Origin of the sequence: Leptotrichia shahii (assembly GCF_008327825.1) — a bacterium.
Lineage (GTDB): Bacteria > Fusobacteriota > Fusobacteriia > Fusobacteriales > Leptotrichiaceae > Leptotrichia > Leptotrichia shahii.
In genome coordinates, this window is record NZ_AP019827.1 from 1,741,360 (window position 1) to 1,767,652 (window position 26,293).

General features: G+C 28.1%; 27 protein-coding genes. 7 read left to right on the forward strand and 20 right to left on the reverse strand.

Annotation, left to right across the window (positions count from 1 at the left end):
• The 6 genes from F1564_RS08035 to F1564_RS08060 all read left to right on the forward strand — a co-directional run bounded on the left by F1564_RS08035 (position 1) and on the right by F1564_RS08060 (position 7,627).
• Positions 1-426, forward strand: coding sequence for a hypothetical protein (locus F1564_RS08035; RefSeq protein ID WP_018450576.1), 426 nt, complete (start codon positions 1-3; stop codon positions 424-426).
• Positions 427-501: 75 nt separating this feature from the next.
• Complete coding sequence (locus tag F1564_RS08040; protein WP_018450575.1) at positions 502-1,617, forward strand: hypothetical protein; 1,116 nt, start codon at positions 502-504, stop codon at positions 1,615-1,617.
• Between the two features lie 55 nt (positions 1,618-1,672).
• On the forward strand, positions 1,673-1,960 hold the full coding sequence (locus F1564_RS08045) for a hypothetical protein (protein WP_018450574.1): 288 nt from the start codon (positions 1,673-1,675) through the stop codon (positions 1,958-1,960).
• A 343-nt stretch (positions 1,961-2,303) separates the two neighbouring features.
• Positions 2,304-4,568: a glycogen/starch/alpha-glucan family phosphorylase gene (glgP, locus tag F1564_RS08050; RefSeq protein WP_018450573.1), complete on the forward strand. Its 2,265-nt coding sequence runs from the start codon at positions 2,304-2,306 to the stop codon at positions 4,566-4,568.
• 172 nt (positions 4,569-4,740) lie between these two features.
• A complete protein-coding gene (locus F1564_RS08055) occupies positions 4,741-5,424 on the forward strand; it encodes an SGNH/GDSL hydrolase family protein (protein ID WP_018450572.1) in 684 nt (227 codons plus the stop codon).
• A gap of 322 nt (positions 5,425-5,746) precedes the next feature.
• Positions 5,747-7,627, forward strand: a complete 1,881-nt coding sequence (locus F1564_RS08060; RefSeq protein ID WP_018450571.1) for an acyltransferase family protein — start codon at positions 5,747-5,749, stop codon at positions 7,625-7,627.
• A 65-nt stretch (positions 7,628-7,692) separates the two neighbouring features.
• Here the strand turns inward: F1564_RS08060 and msrA are convergent, their stop codons facing one another.
• Together msrA and F1564_RS08070 are read right to left on the reverse strand one after the other, a co-directional pair.
• Positions 7,693-8,196: a peptide-methionine (S)-S-oxide reductase MsrA gene (gene msrA / locus F1564_RS08065; RefSeq protein WP_018450570.1), complete on the reverse strand. Its 504-nt coding sequence runs from the start codon at positions 8,194-8,196 to the stop codon at positions 7,693-7,695.
• Positions 8,197-8,486: 290 nt separating this feature from the next.
• A complete protein-coding gene (locus F1564_RS08070) occupies positions 8,487-9,683 on the reverse strand; it encodes a MalY/PatB family protein (protein ID WP_018450569.1) in 1,197 nt (398 codons plus the stop codon).
• 104 nt (positions 9,684-9,787) lie between these two features.
• On the opposite strand from F1564_RS08070, the gene F1564_RS08075 reads away from it, so the two are divergent.
• The gene (locus F1564_RS08075) at positions 9,788-10,663 is read left to right on the forward strand and encodes a TetR/AcrR family transcriptional regulator (protein ID WP_018450568.1); all 876 of its coding nucleotides are present in this window, start codon (positions 9,788-9,790) and stop codon (positions 10,661-10,663) included.
• A gap of 151 nt (positions 10,664-10,814) precedes the next feature.
• Here F1564_RS08075 and F1564_RS08080 read toward each other — a convergent pair whose 3' ends face one another.
• The 18 genes from F1564_RS08080 to lpdA form a co-directional block, all read right to left on the reverse strand.
• A complete protein-coding gene (locus tag F1564_RS08080) occupies positions 10,815-11,117 on the reverse strand; it encodes a hypothetical protein (RefSeq protein ID WP_018450567.1) in 303 nt (100 codons plus the stop codon).
• Positions 11,117-11,335, reverse strand: coding sequence for a hypothetical protein (locus F1564_RS08085; protein ID WP_018450566.1), 219 nt, complete (start codon positions 11,333-11,335; stop codon positions 11,117-11,119). Before F1564_RS08085 ends, F1564_RS08080 begins: the two co-directional genes overlap by 1 nt.
• A 43-nt stretch (positions 11,336-11,378) precedes the next feature.
• On the reverse strand, positions 11,379-12,395 hold the full coding sequence (locus F1564_RS08090) for a DHH family phosphoesterase (RefSeq protein WP_018450565.1): 1,017 nt from the start codon (positions 12,393-12,395) through the stop codon (positions 11,379-11,381).
• Positions 12,396-12,446: 51 nt separating this feature from the next.
• The gene (locus tag F1564_RS08095) at positions 12,447-13,268 is read right to left on the reverse strand and encodes a cell envelope integrity protein TolA (RefSeq protein WP_018450564.1); all 822 of its coding nucleotides are present in this window, start codon (positions 13,266-13,268) and stop codon (positions 12,447-12,449) included.
• Between the two features lie 77 nt (positions 13,269-13,345).
• The gene (locus tag F1564_RS08100) at positions 13,346-14,020 is read right to left on the reverse strand and encodes a 5'-methylthioadenosine/adenosylhomocysteine nucleosidase (RefSeq protein ID WP_018450563.1); all 675 of its coding nucleotides are present in this window, start codon (positions 14,018-14,020) and stop codon (positions 13,346-13,348) included.
• A gap of 302 nt (positions 14,021-14,322) precedes the next feature.
• A complete protein-coding gene (locus F1564_RS08105) occupies positions 14,323-15,300 on the reverse strand; it encodes a type I phosphomannose isomerase catalytic subunit (protein ID WP_018450562.1) in 978 nt (325 codons plus the stop codon).
• Between the two features lie 329 nt (positions 15,301-15,629).
• Positions 15,630-16,427 (reverse strand): energy-coupling factor ABC transporter ATP-binding protein, encoded by a 798-nt coding sequence (locus F1564_RS08110; protein WP_018450561.1) that lies wholly within the window; start codon positions 16,425-16,427, stop codon positions 15,630-15,632.
• Positions 16,428-16,453: 26 nt separating this feature from the next.
• The gene (locus tag F1564_RS08115; protein ID WP_018450560.1) at positions 16,454-17,017 is read right to left on the reverse strand and encodes a macro domain-containing protein; all 564 of its coding nucleotides are present in this window, start codon (positions 17,015-17,017) and stop codon (positions 16,454-16,456) included.
• 61 nt (positions 17,018-17,078) lie between these two features.
• Positions 17,079-17,918, reverse strand: a complete 840-nt coding sequence (locus F1564_RS08120; protein WP_018450559.1) for an energy-coupling factor ABC transporter ATP-binding protein — start codon at positions 17,916-17,918, stop codon at positions 17,079-17,081.
• Positions 17,900-18,655, reverse strand: a complete 756-nt coding sequence (locus tag F1564_RS08125) for an energy-coupling factor transporter transmembrane component T (RefSeq protein WP_018450558.1) — start codon at positions 18,653-18,655, stop codon at positions 17,900-17,902. Before F1564_RS08125 ends, F1564_RS08120 begins: the two co-directional genes overlap by 19 nt.
• A gap of 26 nt (positions 18,656-18,681) precedes the next feature.
• On the reverse strand, positions 18,682-19,284 hold the full coding sequence (locus tag F1564_RS08130) for a histidine kinase (RefSeq protein WP_018450557.1): 603 nt from the start codon (positions 19,282-19,284) through the stop codon (positions 18,682-18,684).
• A 124-nt stretch (positions 19,285-19,408) separates the two neighbouring features.
• Positions 19,409-20,071 carry a DUF4240 domain-containing protein gene (locus tag F1564_RS08135; protein WP_018450556.1) on the reverse strand — a complete coding sequence of 221 codons (663 nt, stop codon included), beginning with the start codon at positions 20,069-20,071 and terminating at the stop codon, positions 19,409-19,411.
• Between the two features lie 20 nt (positions 20,072-20,091).
• Positions 20,092-20,694, reverse strand: coding sequence for a DUF2278 family protein (locus tag F1564_RS08140; protein WP_018450555.1), 603 nt, complete (start codon positions 20,692-20,694; stop codon positions 20,092-20,094).
• Between the two features lie 260 nt (positions 20,695-20,954).
• Positions 20,955-22,268, reverse strand: a complete 1,314-nt coding sequence (locus tag F1564_RS08145; RefSeq protein ID WP_018450554.1) for a bifunctional folylpolyglutamate synthase/dihydrofolate synthase — start codon at positions 22,266-22,268, stop codon at positions 20,955-20,957.
• Positions 22,269-22,479: 211 nt separating this feature from the next.
• On the reverse strand, positions 22,480-22,749 hold the full coding sequence (gene rpsP / locus F1564_RS08150) for a 30S ribosomal protein S16 (RefSeq protein ID WP_018450552.1): 270 nt from the start codon (positions 22,747-22,749) through the stop codon (positions 22,480-22,482).
• 421 nt (positions 22,750-23,170) lie between these two features.
• Positions 23,171-23,395: a DUF6290 family protein gene (locus F1564_RS08155; protein WP_018450551.1), complete on the reverse strand. Its 225-nt coding sequence runs from the start codon at positions 23,393-23,395 to the stop codon at positions 23,171-23,173.
• A gap of 60 nt (positions 23,396-23,455) precedes the next feature.
• On the reverse strand, positions 23,456-24,448 hold the full coding sequence (locus F1564_RS08160; protein WP_018450550.1) for a lipoate--protein ligase: 993 nt from the start codon (positions 24,446-24,448) through the stop codon (positions 23,456-23,458).
• 21 nt (positions 24,449-24,469) lie between these two features.
• Positions 24,470-26,242, reverse strand: a complete 1,773-nt coding sequence (lpdA, locus tag F1564_RS08165) for a dihydrolipoyl dehydrogenase (RefSeq protein WP_018450549.1) — start codon at positions 26,240-26,242, stop codon at positions 24,470-24,472.
• Positions 26,243-26,293: the final 51 nt, after the last annotated feature.

Sequence of the window (26,293 nt, forward strand, 5' to 3'; positions counted from 1 at the left end):
ATGAAAAATAAAAAAATAAATCTAGCTATGATGGCAGGAATGATTTTAATGAGTATGGGATGTGAAGCAAAGGGGAAAGCTTCCCAAAACAGCATTTCAGGAAAATATAATGTGGAAACGCTGACTACAAAAGGGCAGACTGTAAAGGTGGCAGGGCAGAAATGCTTTGAAGATTCATATTTTGAAATAAAAGGAAACATTGCCTATATAAGCCTTAACAATGTAGTTAATGGGAACTGTATAACAAAGGCAGGAACTTATGATATGCAAAGTAAGGGCAACGGGAGATACATTCTTGTAGGAAATGGCAAGGAATCAGATGAAATTATTGTAAAAAATGGAAAAGTGCAGTATAATCAGGATACAGGAATTTCAATGACATTTTCCAAAGATGTGGCATCTACTCTAGAAAATATAAAAAAATAGTTTACTTTTTGATTAAAATATAGTATTTTTTAGTACAAGTAAGAAAACTTATTATTAGAAAAATCAGGAGGAATCATGAAAAGATTTATATCATTTATTTTACTGGCAATGATGTTTATAACAAGCTGTGGAATTAGCGAGAGTTCTGAAAATGATGATAAAAAGGCAGTAGCATCGGCTTTTGAAGATTATATCAATGCAGCAAAAAATGAAGATACAAAAAAAGTTAGTGAATATCATTTAATGTGGTTTAATATCTGGCGTACTTCACAAGAAAGTTATAAATATCTTACATATAAAATAAATAAAATTGAACTAACAAAGCAGAAAAATGCAAACGGAAGGGATATAAAACTGGCTTACGTAAATGTTTCATTAAAATATCCCGATTTAAACTATACAATGTCTAAATTTTATAAAAACAAAGACTTTAATTCGTTGGTAAGAGGAAAAAGCAGATCTACACAGCTAGAAATAATAGAACAGGAAATCTCTTCTTTTTTGAAAAATGAATTAAAGAAAAATGACACAAAATATATCGAAAAAGAAATGATTGTAAAATTTGAGTACTTCTATCCGCTTAAAAAATGGAAAATTCCTTATGATGAGAATATAGAGTTTATAAATATTCTTTCACTTGACAGCTATAAAATAAAAGGAATGGATAAAACCATAGGAGAAATTGTAAGAACGCCGGGAAATGATGATGATAGAAAACTTTTAATCAGTGAAAAAGAGGAAAAAATAAGAAATAAAACAGCAAAAATTGATGATTATAAACTGCTTCTAATGCTTTACTCGCCGGTAAAAAATCCTGATAACATTAACTTTAAAAGAATATCGCAAAAATTAATAGAAAATTTCCCTGATTATCCAGAAGGATATCTCATTATGACAGATTTTATTTATCATAATTATCCTGATAAATATTCAGAAATATTAAATTATGCACAAAAAGGAATTGAAGCATATAAAAATGTCGATACAAAAAAATATCCGGAATTTGTTTATGAAAATAGCAGAAATCATCCGATGAATGAACTGTTCAGAATTATAATAGATGTTTATCTGAAAAAAGGCGAAAAAGAAAAAGCACTGGATGTATTCAATAAAAACAAAAAAATTATTAAATACTGGATGCCTCCTGCAAATTATGTACAACTTGCAGAAAGGCTGGGAGTAATATGGTAGAATTTATAAATTTTCACAAATAACTAAAAATTACAATGATAGGAGTTGATTTGTTATGAAAAAAATTATTTTTACATTTTTAATATTAGGAAGTGCTTACAATTTTGCAGCACAAAAAACTTTAAGAACAGTAGAAAAATGTCGTGTAACTTCAAGAGGTATAACAAAAGATGGTAAAAAATTCGCAAACTGCATTAGCCTTCAGTCAGGAAAAACATTTAATTTTACAGGACTTGTTGACCAGACTTATTATAAATTCTCAAAAGGAACAATATTTAAAGTGTATTTTTATGGAAGCGGGAACAGAAATTTGACTTTGGAAACTTTTGACTACATTCAGTAATTGGTTTATAAAAATAAATTTTTTTACATTTTAAATTGATAAATAAAAAAATATTACTATGCCTTCAATCTCAAATACGGGATTGAAGGTATATTTTTTGTTTTCCAGTTTGTTTCGCAAAGTCTTTTTATATCTCTAGTTTTTAACATTTACGTAAATGTCTTGACAAATTAAAAAAATAGTTATATAATATCCTCGCATAGTAAAACAACTTTAAAATTGGATACCAAAAATTAAAATTATTCTATTCAAGCTATTAAGTTTAATACTTTTAGTATTCCAATTTTGAAGTAGCTTAATAACGAAAATTATAAAACAAATTTGAAAGGAAACAATTAAAATAGTGAACTACAATTTTACAGATTTTTTACAAAAAAGAAACGAAAAACAAATAAGTGAAATGACAAATCAAGAAATTTATTACAAATTACTTGAGTATATTAAAGAAAGAGCAGATGAAAAAACTGCAAACAAATCTAAAAAGAAAATATATTATATTTCTGCAGAATTTCTGATTGGTAAATTATTGTCAAATAATTTGATTAATTTGGGAATTTATAAGGAAGTAAGAGAAGAATTGAAAGCAGCAGGAAAAAACTTAAGCCATATTGAAGAAATAGAAGTTGAACCTTCATTAGGAAACGGTGGACTTGGAAGACTTGCTTCATGTTTTGTTGATTCAATGTCAACTTTAGGAATCAATGGAGAAGGGGTCGGACTTAACTATCACTGCGGACTGTTTAAGCAAGTTTTCAAGAACAATGAGCAAAAAGCTGAACCAAACTACTGGATAGAAGACCAAAGCTGGTTAAGAGATACAAATATTGGATATGAAGTGAAATTCAAAAACTTCAGTTTACATTCAAAATTAAAAAGAATTGATATTTTAGGATACGAAAAAGATACAAAAAATTACTTGAATTTATTTGATATTAAAAGCATTGACTACAACTTGATAGAAAATGGAATATCATTCGATGAAGAAAATATTGAAGAAAATCTGACATTATTCCTATATCCTGATGACAGTACAAAAAAAGGGGAATTATTACGTATTTATCAGCAATATTTCATGGTATCAAATGCAGCAAGATTGATTATTGCTGAGGCAACTGAAAAAGGAAGCAACATTCACGATTTAGCAGATTATGCTTTCGTTCAAATTAATGATACGCATCCAAGTATGGTAATTCCTGAATTAATCCGTATTATGACAGAAGAGCATAATATTTCTTTTGAAGAAGCAACAGAAATCGTAACAAAAATGACAGGATACACAAATCACACAATTTTGGCAGAAGCATTGGAAAAATGGCCTTTAGACTACTTGGAAGAAGTTGTGCCGAATATTGTTGAAATTATAAAAAAATTGGATAAAGTTATAAAAGCTAAATATTCAGATGAAAAAGTACAAATTATAGATGAGCAAAACAGAGTTCACATGGCAAATATGGATATTCATTTTTCTTCAAGTGTAAACGGAGTTGCTTATCTGCATACTGAAATCTTGAAAAATAGTGAACTTAAAGAATTTTATGAAATTTACCCAAATAAATTTAATAATAAAACAAATGGGATTACATTTAGAAGATGGCTTGAAAGCTGTAACGAAGACTTGGCAGATTACTTTAAAGAATTAATTGGCACAGGATATTTAAAAGATGCTGAACAATTAAATGAACTTTTAAAATTTGCAGATGACAAAAATGTGTATGAAAAATTAGCACAAATTAAGCACGAAAATAAAATTAAATTGAAAAAATATTTACAACATACACAAGGAATCGTTATTGATGAAAACAGCATTATTGATACTCAAATTAAGAGATTCCACGAATATAAACGTCAACAAATGAATGCTTTGTATGTAATTAAAAAATATTTAGACATTAAAAATGGAAAATTACCAGAAAGAAAGATAACAGTATTATTCGGTGGAAAAGCTGCACCAGCTTACATCATTGCTCAAGACATAATCCACTTGATACTTTGTCTATCAGAAATTATAAACAACGATCCAGAAGTAAATAAATACTTAAATGTTTACCTAGTTGAAAACTATAATGTAGGATTAGCTGAAAAAATTATTCCAGCAACAGATATTTCTGAACAAATTTCACTTGCTTCAAAAGAAGCCAGCGGAACTGGAAATATGAAATTCATGCTAAATGGAGCATTAACTCTTGGAACAATGGATGGAGCAAATGTGGAAATTCATGACCTTGTAGGCGATGACAATATCTATATTTTTGGAAAACAAAGTGATGAAATAATAAAATTATATGAAACTTCAGGTTATGTTTCAAAAGATTATTATAAACAAGATGGAATAAAAGAAGCAGTTGATTTTATAACTTCAGATGAGTTAATAAAAGTAGGAAACAAGGAAAGACTGGAAAGACTTCAAAATGAGCTTATAAACAAAGACTGGTTTATGACTTTAATTGATTTTGCAGATTACTACAATACAAAAGAAAGAATGTTTAAAGATTATGAAAACAAAGATTTGTGGTATAAAAAAGTAATAAATAACATGGCAAAAGCAGGATTCTTCTCATCAGACAGAACAATTGCACAATATGAAGATGAAATTTGGAAAACTAAATAATTAATTTAAACAGGAAGGCTGTCTTTAAATGGTAACTTTTTAAAGACTAGCCTCTTATTTTTAGTTTTTTTAATAATAATTAATCAAATTTAGACTTTTTGAAATATTTGACAAAAGCAAAATTATATTTTATAATAACTTATAATTTAAAATAGAAAAAGGGAGAAATTTTATGAAAAAAATTTTATTTATGCTAGTTGTATTAATTTTTGGTTCTGGAATTATTATTGCTGGCGAAGTTCCAGAAGATATCGTGTTTGTGGGAGATTCAATAATGGATAGCAGTAAGCAGTATATTGCTCCTAATTTTAAAAACCCATATTTTGACACAAAAATTTCACGTCAATTTTCAACACTTCCGGGAATTGTTACAAAATTAGTTGAAAATGGAAAATTAAAAACTATATTGGTTGTTCACCTTGGAACAAATGGAAAATTTACAGATAACGATTTTGACTATGTTATGAAAATGGCAAATGGGAAAGATGTATTCTTTATGAATACTGCACATAAAGATCCATGGGAACAAGAAGTAAATAAAAAACTTAAGGAAAAAGTCGCTCAATATCCAAATGCCTATCTTATAGACTGGTATTCTTATGCAAAAGGTAAAAATCAATATTTTTACAAGGACAGAACTCATCCAAATGATAAAGGACAAAGATATTATGCAGACTTTTTAACAAATGAAATTAAAAAACATTATCTTGAAGAAAATAAAGCAGAAGAAAATAAGAATATAAAAAATGATGATACCTTGAAAAATAATTCTTCAAATTCACAAAATAATGACGAAAATAGTAAAAAAATAATAGATTTAAAAAATTTAAAAAAAGATACAGAACAAAACTATTAATTTCATAATTTCAAAACATTCATAGTTTATTTACAAAATTTCAGAAACTACTTTAATTTCAAACTTAAATAGTTGAGCATTTAACAACTCATAATGTTTGTTTAAAGTAGTTTTTTCAATATTATTTTTATATTTTATACTAAATCTCATTTAAAAATAAAAGTTATATCTTATTTGTTAACAGAGATCAAGACTTCTTGCAAAGAATTTCATAACCATTTTAAATGGGAAATAGTATTAATTTTTTTACAATAATAAATTTTAATGCTATATAAATCAAATAAATTATATCTAAAGAAAAAAGAAAGGAATTTTTTTACTTATGAAAAAACAAAGGATACAAAGTCTTGATATATTAAGAGCTGTTGCTCTTGTTCTTATTTGCGTCTATCACTGGTTTTCCTACAAGGGAACTTATATTGGAGTTGTTATATTTTTTGCATTAAGTGGGTATCTGATGACAGGTGGTCTACTTTCAAGAGATTTTTCAATATTCTCTGTAATTAACCGTAGGTTAAAAAAAGTTTACCCAAGCCTTTTAATCGTTATTCTAGTCTCAACTATCGCATTATATTTTATAAATAATGGGCTTGAAGATAAATATAAATATAGTGCATTATTTTCGATATTAGGATTAAATAATATTTATCAAATTTTTTCAAAAATGTCCTATTTTGATAATTTTGGGATTATTTTACCGCTTACTCACATTTGGGCATTATCTTTTTTGATTCAAATGTACATATTTTTCCCAATTTTAATTCAAGGATTGAAAAAGATTAAGTTAAAAAACAATATAATTGGTATTATTCTTTTGGGAATTGGGATAGTTTCGGCTCTAATAATGGCTTACATATTTTATAAAACTTCAAATTCTCCAGAAGGAGCAGATTTTTCAAGAATATATTATGGAACTGACACTCGTGCATTTGCATTTTTTATTCCAGCTGGAATAGCCTGTTTCTATGTAAATAGAGAAATTAAAAATCATATTGAGAAAAAAATTATATTTATTTTGGGAATACTTGGTTTAGTATCACTTGTTTTCTTTTCTTTTGGAATAGACTATAGAAATGCTTATAACTATTATGGATTAATGTTTTTATCTAGCATTTTAATTGGATTTACAATTGTGCTATTCTCAAAGTCAGAATTACAAAAGTTCAATCTTTCAAAATATCCAAAAATCTTCAGTCCAATTATAAGATTAGGACAACATCAGTATCAATACTATTTGTGGCAATATCCTATTATGATATTTACACGTGAATATTTTAAATGGGCAAAACTTACAAATATTCAAAAATTTTTCTTTCAAATTATTATTTTAATTACAATTTCAGAGTTATGTTATATTTTACTTGAAAAAAATAGCAAAAAATATGAAAAAGCTATAAATTACGTAAATTATCCAGTTTTAGCTTCTATTCTTGCAATCTTAGTGTTTTCTCCAATTTATAAAAATAAAGATCTGGAAGAAATGAAAGAAGTGCAAAAAGCTTTGGATACACCATCTACTGAAGAAAACAAAAAAGTAAATCCAACAAATACTCCTCCTGCAGCAACACAAAATTCCCAAAATGGAAAATTGACAATGGACGAATTGCTGGCAGCTTTAAATACACCTTCAAAAGGTATTGAAGCAGAATCTAAAATTCAAGATGAAATTCTGAAAAAATATCCAAATGATGAGAGAGAAATTCTATTTATTGGAGATTCGGTACTTCATATGACAAAAATTGATTTGAAGAAAAAATATCCAAATGCCATCATAGAGACAAAGGTTGGACGTCAATTTTATGAATTGCCAAACATGCTAAAGAATTATACTCAAAATGGAAAATTAAAAAAAATAATCGTTATCGCTCTTGGTACAAATGGTACTATTTTTGAAAAAGATATGAAGTCTGTTTTACAAACGTTGCAAGGGCATGATATTTATTTTATAAATACAGTTATGCCTGATCCTTGGCAAGATAGCGTTAATGCAGAAATTAAAAAGGTAAGTTCTAAAAACCCGAATATAAAAGTAATTGATTGGTATTCATATTCAAAAGGAAAACAAGAATACTTTTACAAGGATGGAACACATCCAAAACCTCACGCAGCCAAAAGATATGTAAATCTTTTATATTCTGTTTTAAGTAAAGACATTTTAAATTCTAATAATTCAAATTCAAGTAATTCAAATAATGGTAATTAATAAGTAAGAATTAACAAAAAAGCAAAAGTCGGGGCTTCCCGACTATTTTTTTATATTCTTAAATTTTATTTCTTTGAAAAAATTTTTACAGCATTTTCAAGATCTAGATGACAGTATCCATTAGGATTTTTATCCAAATAATTCTGATGATACTCTTCAGCTAGAATAAAATGTTTCAATGGTCTAACCTCCACTTGAATTTCTCTTGAATACCTCTTCTGTTCATCCTCTACCTTTATTCTTATTGTATCTAATTCCTCTTTATCTACATAATAAATTCCAGTTCGATATTGACGTCCTTCATCAAGTCCCTGTCTATTAATACTTGTTGGATCAATTATTGAAAAATAATAATTGAGAAGTTGATTTAGAGATACTATATTTGCATCATACGTTATATGCACAGTTTCAACATGGTCAGTCATTCTTAAAATATCATAATTAGTATCGAGAGTCTGTCCATTTGCATAACCAACTGATGTTTTTATAACGCCTGGAGCCATTTCAAAAAACTTTTCTACTCCCCAGAAACAGCCTCCAGCCAAATAAATTTCCTTAATATTTTCCATAAATTGCAAGCACCTCCTTCAATTCAATTTAAAAGTTGCAATAATTACGAAATTACCTACATATTTATCTTTCTGTTTTTATTTTATCATAACAATCAGTTTTAAAATAATTTTATGTATTATCATAATTGTATGTTGTCATTATACAGTCTAATAAATAGAAATTACTTATTTATTTCTTTAAATATACTTATCTAAATATGAATGTATATAAATAATTGAATCGTTTTAATATTTAACTAATAAAATTAAATTGAATAAATATTAATATTTCACTTAAAATATTGATTTTATTTTTTATTTTCATTTGAAATTGCATCTTTTACTTGATTTAATGCTTTTTCCAAAATCGCCCTAGGACAAGCTGTATTTAATCTCATAAATCCTTCCAATCCCTTCTGATACACACGTCCTTCATTTAATCCTAGTTTCGCCTTTGTCAACATAAATTTTTCAAGTTGTTCCTGATTAAATCCAAATTTTTCACATAATTTTCTGCAATCTAGCCATACTAAATATGTTGCTTGTGGAATATTTGGAATAATTTCTGGAATGTGTTCTTTAAAGAAATTATTTAAGAATAAAATATTATTTTCTAAATATTCTTTTAATTGTTTTACATATTCTTCTCCACCGTCAGAATAAGCCGCAATTGTAGCAACCAAATTAAATGGATTATTTCTATGAACTTCTAAATCCTTCCAAAATCTGTCAAATTTTTCTTTTATTTCTAAATTATTGAAAACTATTGTTGCACTTTGAAGACCAGCAAGATTAAAGGCTTTTCCTGTCGAAGTGCAAGTTATCGTATTTTGTCTAATTTCTTCAGAAACACTTGCCATTGGAATGTGCTTATTATCCCATAATGTCAAATCGGCATGAATTTCATCTGAAATTACAGGAACTTTATATTTTATACACAAATTTCCAATTGCTTCTAATTCTTCATGTGTCCACACATGTCCTAGTGGATTGTGAGGGTTACATAAAATAAATAATTTGGGATTTTCCTTTAATTTATTTTCCAAGTCTTCCAAGTCAAGTGAATATTTTCCGTTTTTTTCAATAAATCTATTTTCAATAACAACTCTGGCATTATCTTCGTTAATATCATAAAATTCTGAATAAACAGGTGTTTGAATTAAAATTTTATCACCTTTTTCAGAAAAAAGTTGCACTAACGATCCTAATGTTGGTACAATTCCGATACTAAAGCTAAGCAGTTCCTTTTTTGGCTCCCAGCCGAATCTTTTCTTTTGCCAATTTATAAATGACTCAAAATATTCATCAGGACGATACACGTATCCAAAAATTCCATGTTGAACTTTTTTTTCAAGAGCGTCAATTATAGGCTGTGCTGTCCTAAAGTCCATATCTGCAATCCAAAGAGGAATTACATCATCTACCCCAAATTTTCTCATAAGTTCATTGTATTTTACAGAATGATTGCTCTTTCTGTCAATTATTTCGTCAAAATTGTATTTCATAAAATCACATCCTTTTATTTATTTATAGTTTTTAATTATTTTTATTGACAATCCTCAAATTAAATTATAAAATATATACAAAATACTGTAAAGAGGTAAATTTAATGACTAAAAAATATAATAAAAATTTTATAATACAACAAAGTGCAAAACTTTTTTATTATAAAGGTTACAAAAATACGGAATTAACCGATATTTTTAAGGCTTGTGAAATGCCTAATGATATTTTCTATAAGTTTTTTTCCAGTAAAGAGGAACTTCTTATTGCTGTTATAAAATATCATACTGAAAATCTTATAAATTTTTTCAACAATAATGTAGATGACTTGTCAATTCAAAAATTTCACTATTTTTTTGAAAAATATTTTGAAAACATTGAAAATAACAAATTTCATGGTGGAAGCCCACTTGGAAATCTGGCTCTTGAACTATCTGATATTAATAAAAATATCCGTGAAGAACTTGTAAAGTCATACAAAAAAATCGAACTTAGATTTTCATTTTTTATAACAACGTTAAAGTATGCTTTTCCCGAAAAATATGATAAAATTATTCCCGAAACAACTGCAAGAATCTTAATTGCTATGTTAGAAGGTACTATTCTTATATTAAAGACAGAAAAGGAAAGTTCTGCAATTAATGACTTCTTTGTAATTTTTAATTCTATTTTCATAATTAACGAAATTGATGAAAATAATGAACAAAAAAATGATGAAGAAAAAAAATCTCAAAATTATATTCCTGATATTCAAAATGAAAAAAATGATGACAGTCTTCCTCAAAATATTTTAGATAATGCAGCAAAAAACGATAACATTGATCAGGAAATTGGAGAAATTGGAAATTCAAATATAGAAGAAAATAATCATTTTGATGAAAATATTTATTATGATATTGATTCAGACAGTTTAATTAATGTCTTTAACAATTTAGATACTACTCCAAAAAATGATAACAACAATGAAAATAATAAAAAATGAAACTTGAAATAAAAATTTAGGGAGAATACAAACTCCCTATTTATTATTAATCTACTTTTAAAACTGAATTTTCAATTTCTGAATCAAAATAATTCAAATATAATTAATTTAAAATTTGCTAAAAATTGAAATAATATTTACTATATAAATATTATTTATATTCAAATCTTTCACTAGAAACAATTTTACCATCTTCTGTCACAAATACTTGATAATATGCCTGTTTACCATATAAAATTACCTTCCAGTTTCTAAATCCTTTTTTATAAAGTCCTACATCTTCTGATTTTACATCTTCACTAAATTTTTGTTTTATTTCAGCAATACTATTATTTACAACCACATCTCTAGAAACGACCGCTGAATCTGGAACTGTTCTTTTACCAACAGATGAACAGCTTATCAATATTCCAAACCATAAAACCATTACTATTTTTTTTATTTTATTTTTCATTATTTATCCACAACCTCTATTTTAATTTCAAATTGTAATTGTTTTTTTTCTTTATCTAAATATTTATATTCTATTTTTTTCAAAACAGCATCTGGATTATTTTCCAAAATTTCGTTAATATTTTGATTTGCTTGTTCAATTTCCTGAAAATTTGCTGCAAGCTGATTATTTGAGAATCCTTTTATTTTTAAATAATTAAACATATTAAAATCAAACATTAAATTCTCCTTTCCTTAAATTAAAAAATATTTTCATTCAAAATTATTTTTCTAATTCCCTATATGTCTTTTTCAAAATTTCCTCAAAAGATAAATCTGTTTTAAATCCAGCAGCTTTTATATGTCCTCCACCACCAAAAATTGAAGCTATCTTATTTACATCATATTTATCATTAGTACGAAAACTTCCCTTTAGAGAGCCATCAATATTTTCTCTTACAAAAAGAGAGATTTCCATTCCTTCTATTCTTAACAGCATTTCCGCCGTACCATCTGTATCATCTTTTTCAATTCCCAGTTCCTTCATTTTTTCCTGTGTCAAATAATAACTGACAAACTTATATTTTTCGTTAATTTTTTTATTTTTATAAACTTCACCAATTAATTCAACTTTTTTTTCACTAACTTGAAAAATAATATTGGCAATTTCATGATTATTTACACCTGCTCCAATTAATTTTGAACAAACAAGAAAAGTTTTTTCTGTAACATTATCATGTCTAAAGTTTCCAGTATCATTAATTATTCCAAGATACATATACTCAGCAATTTTTTTTGTCAATTCAATACCAAAAATTTCTAAAAATTGATACAAAAGCTCACCTGTGCTGCAAATATCTTCCACATAGTTAAAATCAGCATGTTCAGTATTACTTATATGATGATCAATATTTATCGACTTCTCACTTAATTTTTTTATTTCCACAGCTCTTCCATATCTTTCCTCATTTGCACAATCCAAACTTATGAACAAATCAAATTTTTCATCATTTTGAAAATTTTTATTAAATTCATCATAAAATTTTTCATAGTTCCAAATTAACTTTGCGTCTTCAAAATATCGCATATATTTAGGCAATTTGTCATCAACAATGATTTTTATATCTTTTTCAATATTATTTTTTTTACAATACTCGTTTATCATAAAATAAAATGCTAAAACTGAACCAAGTGCATCTCCATCAGGATTAACGTGTACTGTCAAAATGATGCTTTTAGCTGTTTTTATTTCATTTTCGATTTCTTTTGGTGTAATATTTCCTTTATAATTTTTACTCATAAAATTTATTTTATTCCTATTCTTCAATTTTTTATAATTTTTTCATTGCTCCTATTTCCCAACTGAACGGATCATATAACCACTGCCTGCTCTTTTAGCTTGATTTTCCATCGCTTTTAGTGTATTAGGATTATCTGTCATATTCGACATTACTACATAGGCTGTTTTACCATTTACAGTTGTTTTTTTATAATAAAAGTTTCCACCAAGTTTCTTGGCTATTCCTCTTGCTGAAGCTTCTGTCGTTACTGAAGCTACTTGAATGTATTTTTTAGATCCTTGATGCTTTTTGGCATTTTCTCTAGCTCGTTTTGCTGCTTCCTCTCTTGCTTTTTTATTTTCTTCTTCTCTTGCCTGCTGTCTAGCCGCCTCTGCCCTTGCTTGTGCTGCCGCTTGTTCTTTTCTTGCCGCTTCTAACTGTTGCTGTTTTTTTAGTTCAGCTTGTTTTGCTGCAATTTTTGATTTTTCCTGTTGTTTTTGTTCAGCTAGCTTTTGTTGAGCCTGTTTTTGCATTTCTAATTTTACCTGTTCTTCCTTTTTTTTATTTTTATCTGCCACTTTGCTATCAGTTTGCTGCTTACTGGTATCTGAATCTTTTTGTAGATCTACAGTTTCTGCGGGTTTAGTTTGCTCTAACTCCTTTGCAACCGCTTCATTATTATTTTCTACAACTTGATTTGGTAAAGTCAGATTATTTTTATAATCTTTTGATTTATAAAAATCTTTATTCCGTATTTTCATATCTTTTGTAACACTTTCAGTTGTAGTTACCTTTGATTTCTTATATCCTGTAACAAGTACTACGCCGTAAACTACAATTGCAACAATTCCTACAGCTCTCATCACTTTAAACGGATTTAATCGAAAACTCATATTTTTCTCCCTTCATTTCCTAATTTTTTATATCATAAATTACAATATTATTCTATTTTTCACTAAACTTAGTATTATTAAATTATATTTTCCAATATTTTTGTAGAATTTTTTGCTGCTAATTTTACAAAAGTTTCATACTCCATACCAGATTCATCTGTGATTGAATCAGAAATTGAACGAATTATTAAAAATTTCACACCTAATCTTGTACAGACTTGAGCTACAGCTCCACTTTCCATATCCACGCAAAGTGCTTCAAAATCCTTCCCAAGCTGAATCTTCAAATCCTTTTTACTCACAAACTGATCTCCAGTCAAAATTCTTCCATAAAATATATGATGATCAAAATCAGATATATTTCCAGTCTTTTCAATCAGTTCCTTATCCGATTCAAAAGCCCATTCTTTCATTTGTGGAATCTGTCCCATTTTATACCCAAATGCTGTAGCATCAACATCATGCTGAACAATATCACACCCTATAACAACATCTCCAACTTTCAATTTTTCATCCAATGATCCAGCTACCCCAGAAAAAATAACTTCATTTACTTCAAATTTTTCTATTAATAAAGTCGCTGTAATTGCGGCATTCACCTTCCCAATTCCAGATTGTACAAAAACAACATCTTTATCATTAAATTTCCCAGTAAAAAAAGATATTCCATTTATTACGTTTGACTTAATGTCCTTAATTTCCTTTTTTATTGCTTCAGCTTCTTCAATCACTGCCCCAATAATTCCTATCATTAACTACTTCCTCCAATTTTTATTTTTTCCCAATTTATACTAAATACTCTTGAAATCAAACTCAAAAACTATGACTATCTTACTTAAATCCTAAGTTTATATGATTTTTAATAGTTCAATTTTAAATAGGTTTGAATATAATTTTAAAGAAATCATATTTTTATAAAATCCAATATATTATATAATATTTGATTATAAAACATAATTAGTATAATATTAGAATAACATATTCCTACTAAAAAAACAAGGCAAATCATCTAATTTTTGACTAAAAACAAACTAGAATCCTTGCCTTTATTTACTTAAATTATTGTTCTTAAAATTTCAAAATTCCCAACAGTTTTTGTCTTAATTCCAACAGGAATTAAAACTGTTTCACCCTTTTTAACAGAAAGTTCTCCATTGTCTTCCCACACAATTTTCCCTTCTCCTTCAAGAAACGAGTAAATCGTCATACTTTCAGCATTTGTATCTTCAAAACAACTATTAAATCTTATTTTCTCAATTGAATAATATTCTTTTTCTATAATATTCTTTCTCAAAATATCTTTTCTATTTTCAGATTCATCAAAATCAGTATTCTTAATTTCTACTTCTTTTCCAAAATCAATCACATCAGCCGAATCCTGCAAATGCAGTTCCCTTTTCTTCCCATTTTTATCAATTCTGTCAAAATCATAAATTCTATAAGTAACATCTGAATTTTGCTGAATTTCTGCAAAAATTACACTCCCTTTTAATGAAGCGTGAACTGTACCTGGCGTAATATCAATAAAATCCCCTTTTTTTACAGACTTTTCTTCAAATAATCCATCAAAATCATTTTTTTCTACTTTTTCCAAAAATTTTTCCTTTGTAATACCAGGCTTCATTCCCATAATTAAAGTCGCATCATCACTCGCCTCCATTATGTACCAAGATTCGCTTTTCCCAAATTCATTATGTTTTTTTAAGGCAGTTTCATCACTTGGATGGACTTGAATAGAAAGTCTGTCATTTACATCCAGATATTTTATAAGAAGCGGAAATTTATTTGGATATTTTTCATAAACCTTTTTTCCCGTAAGTTCTCCTCTATACTCCTTGTAAATATCATCCAGTCTTTGTCCAGCCAAAGCACCATTTTCTACAATACCCATTCCATTAGGATGTGCCGATACTTCCCAAGACTCTCCAATTTTTTTACCTTCAGGCAGCTTCATTCCTAATTTTGTTTCAAATTCACGTCCACCCCACACTTTTTCCACAAAAAATTTTTTAAACTTCATCGGATATAACATAAAAAATCTCTCCTTATTTATAAATTTCTTTACATTTCTTTATTTTATGATAACATTTTGAATTAAATTTTACAATAATATAATAAAAAATTTTACAAAAAAAAACTGTAAATGATATCTGTAAGGAAAAAAGATTTTTTTATTTTTGGTGTGTTATCCTCGACTTAAAAAATAATAGACAACTACAATTTGAATTATGATATAAATCATTAATATAAAAACTGCCCTATATTTTAAGGCAGTTTAACCAATTTTTCTATCTACAAATGTCTGTTTCTTTACAATTTTATACTATAAAAAAATCTTTACCTATTAATTTGAGAAAATTTTTAATAATTTTCCACAAATTCTGTAACATTTAAAACTTTCTCATCTAATTCCAATTCCCTAGCCAAATCACTAATATACGGCTGTTTCACCATACTTTTCTTCAACGTATCAAATTGCCAAAAAATATCACATTTATCTCCATCAGCGATAACTTCTCCATTTGTCATTACAATTACCCTGTCAAAATTCTTTACTACAAATTCCATGTCATGAGTTATTGTTATAATCGTTTTCCCTTGCTTTTGAAGTTCGTCAATCAAATTATGCAAAACTCTCATTCCTCTAAAATCTTGCCCTGCTGTCGGCTCATCCATCACAATAACGTCTGAACCCATCCCAATCACTGCGGCTATTGTAACAAATTTTCTCAATGAATATGGCAAGTTATATGGATTTTCTCTTTGGTATTTTTCAAGTTCTGTTAATTTTATGGCATTTTCTACCATCTTTTTTATTTCATTAGGAGAATATTTTAATTTTTTTGCTCCAAAGGCTATTTCATCATAAACATTGTTATGAAATATCTGATCCATTGGATTTTGAAAGACATATCCGACTTTTCGGCTCATTTTGGCAACGGTATACTTCTTTGTATTCCAATCATCTACAACAACATCTCCACTTACTGGCTTTAACAACCCATTCAACATTTTTACCATCGTTGTTTTCCCAGCGCCATTTTGCCCAATAATCGCAACTTTCTCCCCTTTTTTAACTTCAAGAGAAACGTCATTAAGTACATTTTCCGTACCATTAGGATATTTAAAATTCAAATTTTTCATAGTAATAAAACTCATAATTATAGCTCCTTTTAAAATTTTATTTATAAAATCCCTTTCTCTTCCAATAACTTTCTATAAATCTCAAAATTTTCATTTTCAAAACATACAAAATTTACTTTTTCTATAAAATCGCTTTTCTCCAAATATTCTACCACAGCGTTAATAGCCGTTTTTGCAGCTAAATCTTTTGGAAATCTATACACTCCAGTCGAGATATTTGGAAAGGAAATATTTTTCAGTTTATTTTTTTCAGCCAATTCTAAACTTGAGATATAGGCTTTTTTTAACAGTCTTTCTGCAAACAATTTTGTTTCATTATTTTTTCCTGACTGCCAGACAGGTCCAACTGTATGAATTACATTTTTAAATGGCATATTTCCTGCTCTTGTAATAACAGCTTCCCCAACGTTGCATTTCCCTTGAGAATCACGTATTTTCATACAATCTTCTGTTATTTCTCTTCCGCCTTTTCTATGAATTGCACCATCAACACCACTGCCTCCAAGCAAGGAAGAATTTGCGGCATTAACAATCACATCAGCAGGATATTCGGTAATATCGCCTTTTACAAGAACGATTCTATTTTTTAAATCTTTTGGTTTCATAATTTTTCCTTTTAAATAAATATTTTTAAGATTTGCTTAACAATTTTTATTTTTTATTACTTTATTTTTTCAATAACTCCACTGTTTTTTCCTTTGTTATAGGAATTTCTTCAAGCTCAACTTTTCCTGTTTTTTCAAGTTCATAGGCAAGTATCGAATACTGTGTCATACCAATTTCCTTTTCCAGCAAGATTTTATTATTTAAAACTTCCTTAGCTTTTCCGCTCAAAATTATTTCCCCTTCATCAAGAACAAGGATATTTTGGGCATATTCTGCAATAAGTTCAAGTTTATGTTCAACCAGAATTATTGTTTTTCCCTCATTTGCCATTAAATTTATAATTTTAAAAATATCTTCTGTTCCTTTTGGATCAAGCTGTGAAGTTGGCTCATCAATGACTAGAACATCAGGATTCATTGCGATAATTGAGGCAAGTGCCACTCTTTGCTTTTGTCCGCCAGACAAATCATAAGGATTTCTGTCACGCAGCTTTTCAATTTCAAGCAGTTTCAATATTTCTTCAACCCTAGAAATTATTTCTTCTTTCTCTAATCCTAAATTTTCGAGCCCATAAGCAATTTCCTCAAAAACGGTATCTTTTACTCCGCTAATTTGCGTAAACGGATTCTGAAATACAAATCCAATCTTCTGCACAAGTTCCTTTTGAGAATAATTTTTCAGCTCTTTATCTTCCAGCGTTATTTTTCCTGTCAGTTCCCCTTTGTAGAAATCAGGCACGAACCGCCTTAACATATTACAAAATGTCGTTTTCCCACTCCCATTTTTTCCAATTACAGCCCAAAATTCGCCTTTTTTTATCTCGATATTAATATTTTTCAAGGCTTGTTTGTCTTCAAGCGGATATTTGTAGTTCACATTTTCTATTTTGAAATAACCCATAACACCCTCCATACAATACACAGCACTATAAAAATGGCCAGCATAATTTTCATAATTTTATCATTTTTTGTTTCTTTAATATCGTATAATATTGTTCTCTTTTCTCCAACAGAAAATCCACGTGATTCTAATGTAATTGCCCGCTCTTCTGTATTTGCAATGGAAGAAAGTACAAGCGGAATAAATATGGGAATTAGCGCTTTTGCCCTGACAAGGATATTTCCTTCAGTTTCAATTCCCCTCGCCTTTTGCGAATCCATAATGACATTTGCTTGCTTTTTCATTTCGGGTATCGTTTGCAAAGTAAGCATTAAAATAAATGCAGCTTTCGGATTTAATCCTTTTTTTTCAAGTGCAAGAGTAAAGTCTTTTATTGGAGTTATTAAAGTCAGCATTGTTAAAGCGCTTACAATTGCCGTTAATTTAGATGTCAAACCTACAGCTTTCATTACTCCTTCCTTATAAACTGAAATAAATCCAAATTTTACCCATACCTCACCTGCTGGTATAAAAAGGCTTTGAATAATAAATATCGCTGTAAAAAGCCAAAATAAACTTAAAAATATTCTTTTACTATAAACTTTCAATTTATTTTCAAAAGAAACTATAATTCCACAAATTATTATCATTGAATAATCATAAATGTGACTTGGAGCAATAAATGCTGATATTATCAATGTTAAAGCCAAATATAGTTTTGTCAGCGGGTAAAGCTTTTTAAAAAAATCTTTTTTCATAATTTATTTATTTTCCTTGTTTTTATTTATATTCTATCCTTTTGATTATTTATATAATTTTCTCCATATTTGAATTTTATCAAATATCTAGGCGACATTGCTTTAATTATTGCCATTGCAACTATTGCTGTTATAATTTTGTCGGTTGTTTCTGTAATAAAATTCGTACTAAAAACAGCTGTCCAAATATTTTGACCTGTTGCTAGGAAAAATGCAGTTACTCCAAATGTGGAATTTCCAGTATTTCCACCATAAACCATTACTATTATTGGTGCAGATACAACTATTGCAATAAATACAAGGCAAAATGCACATACTAATGTTTTTATTACAATATTTTTCATTCTAAATCTTGCTAAAAATCCCATAGCAAGTGCCATAATTACTGCCACTGGTATAAATGCAAAATATTCAGGAGAAAAACTTCCTGTAATTAAACTTGTAATAACAGCGGTTACAATTCCAACCCAAGGTCCTGCTATAAGGCTGATAAATACTGTTCCAATTGAATCTAGAAATATTGGAACTTGTAGTAATTTAATAAGTCCAAAACCTGTAAAATTAATAGCTACTGCTACTGGTATCAACAAACTTGACATTAAAGAAAAATCCTCTTTTAAACTTTTCATTTTTCTGCCTCCTTAAAATTTATTTATTATATTTTAAAACATATTTGTTAATATTTCAACCTTTAAGAAGAATTTTTTTTACTTTTTTAACAATTATTTTAATTTTTATTAGATTTATTTTATGCTAAAAATACATTTTCTTAAACAAAACTGGGCAAACTTCCTTCATACTGCTTGGAAATTGTGTACACCAGTGAAATGTTATTTTTGGATATTTTTTATTTATGTAGCCTATTTTTCTTTTATATTCATTTAATTTTTTATTATAACTGTCAATAAAATCATCTCTAAAAATGGTTTTACCGTTAATTTTAATAATTTCTTTATTTAAAATATTATGTGAATTATTTTTTCTAGCAAAGGCATAAGCTGAAATGAAAGCAAAATTTTCATTTTCAAAATAATTCGTCATAAATTTTGTCTCAAATGATATATTGATATATTCTGACAAATTATCCTGATTTTTCATAATTGAATAAAATATCTTTTCCCCTTGTGAAATAAGCCAAAGTCTGAAAAAATCAAAACTCCAGCTCGCAGTATCACCATTTACAAGATACGAAGCACACCATAATTTTTCATTATAGCTTTCCCGCATTAACTCAAAAGTGATTATTTCAAAATCAAAAATTTCTTCATCTGTTTTTTTAGATAGAATATCTATCAAATAATCTATAAATTCATTATTATTTTTAGCCTTTTCATGCGAAATAAAAATATATTTCCAAAAGTCTTCCCTTTTCATTTTAAGTTTTATTTCATCAGTTTTTTTTATTTTTATAAGCATTTTTTATCACACTCCCCTTTTTAAAAACTTTCATCTAGACTTTGAGTAATAAATGCAATAAATATGGCTGTAATCCTATTGCTTTTTCTATTTCTAAAAAATAATCCACCATCTGAATATTTGGCATCATTTTTTCTAAATTTGTCTGTACTCCCCTGATTTAAATGAATATCATGTAACCCTTTCCCATTAGCATAAAGCCTCCCAAATGCAAATACCTCATAATTTTCATTATTTTTAGCCTTTTCAACATATTTTTCAATAATTCCTGTCAAATATACATGCTTTTCATCAAATCCCTTCATCTGAATCATTTTATTATGTGAAAATAATTTCATTCTGACATAATCCAAGCACAAATTCTCATTACACTCTGTAATTCCAGATTTTTGTAATAACATCTTAGAAATTACACTTTCTTCACAAAAATAATTTTTCCTGTAATATACCTTCAAATTTGAAGAAATAATCTCATTTTTCTTCTCATAAATGCTCCCAATATTAATCGCCAAATCATACTTCTTCCCATTTTTATCTACAGCTACAATATGATAATGAGCCCTTTTGTCAAAATCATACCATTTATCAACAATCTTCCCTCTAAACATAACATATTTTTCCATATTTTCCTCTTTTTTAACTCATAGTCAATTCTTTTTAGCAAAACTATTACCAAAAATTTCTGTTTTTTCTAATAGAACTTAGTATTATATAAACTTTTATTATCAAAATAGATTTTCCCTATTATAAGTATAACATATTTTTTCAAAAATAAAAGAGAGATAATATTTTTATTAATTTAAATAAAAAGGGACATTAGCCCCTTATTAAACAATCTTTATCTTATTAAATTTTAAATATGTACGATTTCTAAACAGATCTATTATAAAAACAAATTCTTAAACTTCGCAATTTCATAAAAAGATCCACAAACTACAATCGCCTTATATGAATTATCTTTTTTTAAAACCATTTCCTTTACCTTGTTATAAGCCTCTAAAATATCATCTTCAAAAATAATATTTTTTGTAGAAATATTTGAATCTTCTAGATTTTTCTTTATTTCATCAGCAGAAAGTCCGTAAGTTACCTCTTTTAGTGAAGTTATAAAAATTTTATAATTTTTTCCCAAAATCTTTTCAAAAATAGTTACAATATTCTTTGTTCCAAGTATTGAGAGAATAAAAATCACTTCATCATCTTTAAAAAGTTCATTCAAATTTTCCGTCAGAACCTTTACGGAATCTTCATTATGAGCAACATCCAAAATTGTAGTTGGATCTTGTGAAAAAATCTCAAATCGTCCAGCCAATGAAATTTGACTAACTCCATTTTGAATAGCTTTGTCACCAATCTCATAAATCTTAGCGATCTCGTAGGCAATCAAAAAATTATTTGCCTGAAATTTTCCAAAAAGTGGCAACACAAATGTTTTTTCCAAATTCTTATTTTCAGTAATTTTCACAACTGTCTTATAATTTCGATTATCCAATTCAACCTGCAAATTTTTATATTTTTTCAAAACATTTACTGAATTATCAGTTTCCCTTTTCACAGCCTCTTCCAGTTCACCCAAATTCTGAGCATAGATACAAAGCTCTCCATCCTTTATAATCCCAGCTTTCCTGTCTGCAATTTCATAAAGCGAATTTCCCAAAAGGGCGACATGGTCAAAACTTACATTTGTTATAGCCGCTATTGTTGATTTTACAATATTTGTGGCATCGTATCTTCCACCTAGTCCAGTTTCTAGAAATATAAAATCAGGATTTTTTTCTTTGAAATAAAGTAAAGCTACGAAAGTTGTTATTTCAAAAAAATTTATTTGCAATCTATTTTTTTCTAAAACATTCATAACAGCCTCACAATACTTCACGACATCCTCATCTGAAATCATCTCTTTATTTACCAAGATTCTCTCATTAAATTGCAAAATATGCGGTGAAGTAAATTTAGCAACTGAATATCCAGCCGCAAAAAAAATATTTTCCAAAAATGTCGCTGTTGAACCTTTCCCATTTGTTCCTGCAATATGAATGATTTTCTTATTTTCACAAGGCTTTTCCAATAATTCGTAAATTTTTTTCAGTTTTTCATTATTCTGATTTAAAGATTCCTTTGTTATTCTCTTATTAATTGTTCTCATATTAAAAATTTTTTCTAAAATTTCATCTATTTTTGTTTTATATTTTTCCATTACATTCACCTTTTATTTATTCTTTTGTCAATATTTTATAAATTCTATTTTTATCTCTTATTTCAAATACACCTTTTTGCTTATTGTATTTTATTCCAAAGCTGTCCATTTTTATCTTTCAAGTCAATAAAAAATTTGCCCTAATTTTTAACTTTTAGGACAAATACTATGGCAATTATAAAATATAATTCTATAAAGTGCATGTTTATAACTATTTTTTCTTAGTTTCTTGGAATTTTGCCCATACTCCTGCTTTTGTTAAAATACTTTTAACAGTTTCAGTTGGCTGAGCACCATTTGACAAGTATTTCAAGATTTCTTCCTCTTTCAATACTACTTGCTTGTCATCTTCAACAAGCGGATTAAAAGTTCCAAGATAAGCAACAGCTTTTCCATCTCTTCTAGATAAAGCCTCCATAGCTACTATTCTATAAAAAGGAACTTTCTTTCTTCCCAATCTAGTCAATCTTAATTTTAACATTAAATGTTACCTCCATACTATTTAATAATTTTAAAATTTATTATTTTAAATGTACTATGATTATACAAAAATTTTGACAAGTTGTCAAGTTTTTTTTCTTTACATTTTTTTATTTTACAGCTTTTATTACATTTTTTACTAAAACTATTTAATAAAAAATTATTGTCAATTAAAAAAATATAATATAATAAAAATTGAGATCTAACACTATTCCCTATTAATGTTTAGTATAAAAGCTAGAAAAATCTAGTTTTTTTATTATTAGATATGTTTGATAACCTAAGTTTTTTTATCTATACAAGGGGTCAAGACCCTTTGCTTCAAGATATTTATTTTATTAAATTCTAAGTTTGTATAGTTATCGAACAGGTCTATTATATATTCATTCCTTGACAAGAAATTAAAATGTAATTTTATTTTGCTATAATTCTAATCTTTTAAAAACATCTTCAACAGAAATTGTTTTTTCCAGTCTTTTCAATATTTGTTTTTCATCTTTTTCAGTTATTTCGTCATCTATTTTATCTAAAATTAAGTTACGAACAAAAGATGACATCTCAATTTTATTCTCTTTTGAATATTTTTTAAAAAATTCTAGATTTTCTTTTTCTATTTTAAGAGTAACATTTTTTATTTTTTTTGTCATAGATTATTCAATAACTTAATTTTGTTTATGCTTCTAAAAAATATTTTTTACAACCAATCCCTATTCCACAATAACTTCCACAATCTCATCCACAGTAAATTTAGAAAAATATTCTCCAATGTCAATTGATTCCAATTTTTCCTTAACATCTTCTGCCGTATATTTCACATTTTTCAAAAGATTTTCAATTTCATTCAAATCCTCATTTTTCCCAAAGAAATCCCCATAAAATTTAATATTTTTAATTCTAGAATTTTCAACTGTGGCAAAGATCTGAATTTTTCCATTTTTAAATCTTTTCCCTCTAGTTATATTAAATTCTGGCGACTCTCCGTAGTTCCATTCCCAGCTTCTCTTGACTTCAGCCCTTTTAGCAATATAGTCGAGCTCTTCCTTGCTAAAAACATATTCCTTCATATCTGGATACTGCTTTTTCATATATTCCATAATTTTATCGCCAAATTCTTCAACTGTAATCGGAGTTTTCAAATGAGGCAATATATTCGTAACTCTGCTTCTAACAGATTTTACACCTTTTGATTCTATTTTATCTTTAGAAACTTTCAGAGCATCTCCCAAAGCACTAAAATCAACATTGAATAAAAGGCAGCCATGATGCATTACTCTGTCTTTTATGTAAGCCTGTGCATTTCCGCAAAATTTTTGACCATCTATTTCCAGGTCATTTCTTCCTGTAAATTCGGCTTTCACTCCTAATTCTGCCAATGTTTCAATTATAGGCTTTGAAAACTCTTTAAAATTGAAACCTTCCTGTCCTTTATCTCTATTAGAAATAATTGTATAGTTCAAATTATTTAAATCGTGATAAACTGCTCCTCCACCAGAAATTCTACGAATCACATGAATCCCTTTTTCTCTAGTATATTCTGTATTAATCTCTTCAATTGTATTCTGATATTTTCCAACAATTATTGAAGGTTCATTTATCCACAACAGAAATATTTCATCTTCATCCTTTAATTTTTTAAAGCAATATTCTTCCAAAGCAATATTAAACGCAGTATCATGAGTTTTACTAATATAATAAATCATAACAAATAGCCCTCTTTCATTCTATTTTCTTTTTTTAGGTAAATGAACAGCTTCCCCTAAAACATCTGCACATGCTTCAAACAATGCTTCTGAATAAGTAGGGTGTCCGTGTATCGTTTTGATTACTTCATCAACTGTAATTTCCATTTTCATTAATGTTGAAGCTTCGTTAATGATTTCAGCAGCTGAAGGCCCTACGATATGAACTCCTAAAATTTCTCCATATTTTTTATCTGCAATAACTTTTACAAATCCAGCTGATTCTCCTGATGCCAATGCTCTTCCATTTCCTGAAAATGCAAATTTACCTACACTTACATCATATTTTTCTTTAGCTTGTTCTTCTGTCAATCCAACCATTGCTACTTCTGGTACAGTATAAATTGCTGATGGTATAGTATAAATTGAAGCTGAAGAATTTGTTTCCAGTCTTGTTGCCCTGTGGTTTCCTTGAATTGCATTCTCTGCCGCAATTTCTCCCATTCTGAACGCTGCATGTGCCAGCATTCTAGTTCCATTAATATCTCCAGGTGCATAAATGCCTTTCACGCTAGTTTCCATATATTTATCTACTTTAACTTTGCCATTTTCCAATTCCAAGTCAATTTCCCCAATTCCTTCTAAATCAGGCACTCTTCCAATTGACAATAACGCTTTTTCAGCCACAATATCATCTTTACCATCAACTTTAATTGTCAATGTATCTCCATTATCAACGATCTCTTTAATTGCAGTCGAAGTAAAGATTTTCATTCCTTTTTTCTCTAATTCTTTTCTCAATGTTTCAGAAGATTCTCTATCCACACCAGGAATAATTCTATCCATCATTTCCACAACAGTTACTTCCGAACCAAATGAATTAAATACTTGTCCCAACTCAATTCCAACTACTCCTCCACCAATTACAGCTAATGATTTAGGAATTTGCTGAATATCTAAAATATCATCACTTGTCAATACTTTTGGACTGTCAATTCCTGAAATATTGATTCTTCCTACTTTTGAACCACCTGCTAAAATGATTTTATCAGTTCTCAACACAGTTTCACCTTTATCATTTGTAACAACAACATCTTTATCGACATTTATTTTCCCAATACCGTTATAAATCTTAACATCATTACTCTTCAATAATCCTTGAACTCCATTTGTCAATGTTTTTACGATATCATTTTTCAATTTAACAACTTTTGGCATATCAATTGTGAATTTATCATTTTCCAAGATAATTCCTCTTCTTCCTGCCATTTCAATTCCTTCGATAATTTCAGCATTTTTCAAGAATGTTTTCGTAGGGATACATCCTTTATTCAAGCAAGTTCCTCCAAAATGAACTTTTTCCACAATCGCTACTTTTCCACCTAATTGTGCCGCCTTAATTGCTGCTACATATCCTGCAGGTCCTCCACCGATTACAACTACATCAAATTCATCGTCACCTTTTGGTGCTTTTGGTTCATTTGAAGCTGAAGCTGCTGATTGAGCTGCTGCCACTGGTTCTGCTGCTTTTGGTTCTGATGTTGCTTGAGATGCCGCTCCTGTTGGTGCTTCTTCTCCTTCAGCTCCAATGTACCCAATAACTTCTGTAACTGGCACAGTTTCTCCATCTTGTTTCAACACTTTAATCAAGTATCCTGAAGCCTCTGCCTCTAATTCCATACTTGTTTTATCTGTCATTATTTCAAGTAAAATTTCTCCCTCTTCTACTTTTTCCCCTTCTTTTTTGTTCCATTTCACGATTTGCCCTTCTGTCATATCTATTCCAGCTTTAGGCATAATTACTTCTACTGCCATTTATTTCACTTCCTTTATTTTATTTAATGGTATTTATAGTATTTCAAATTT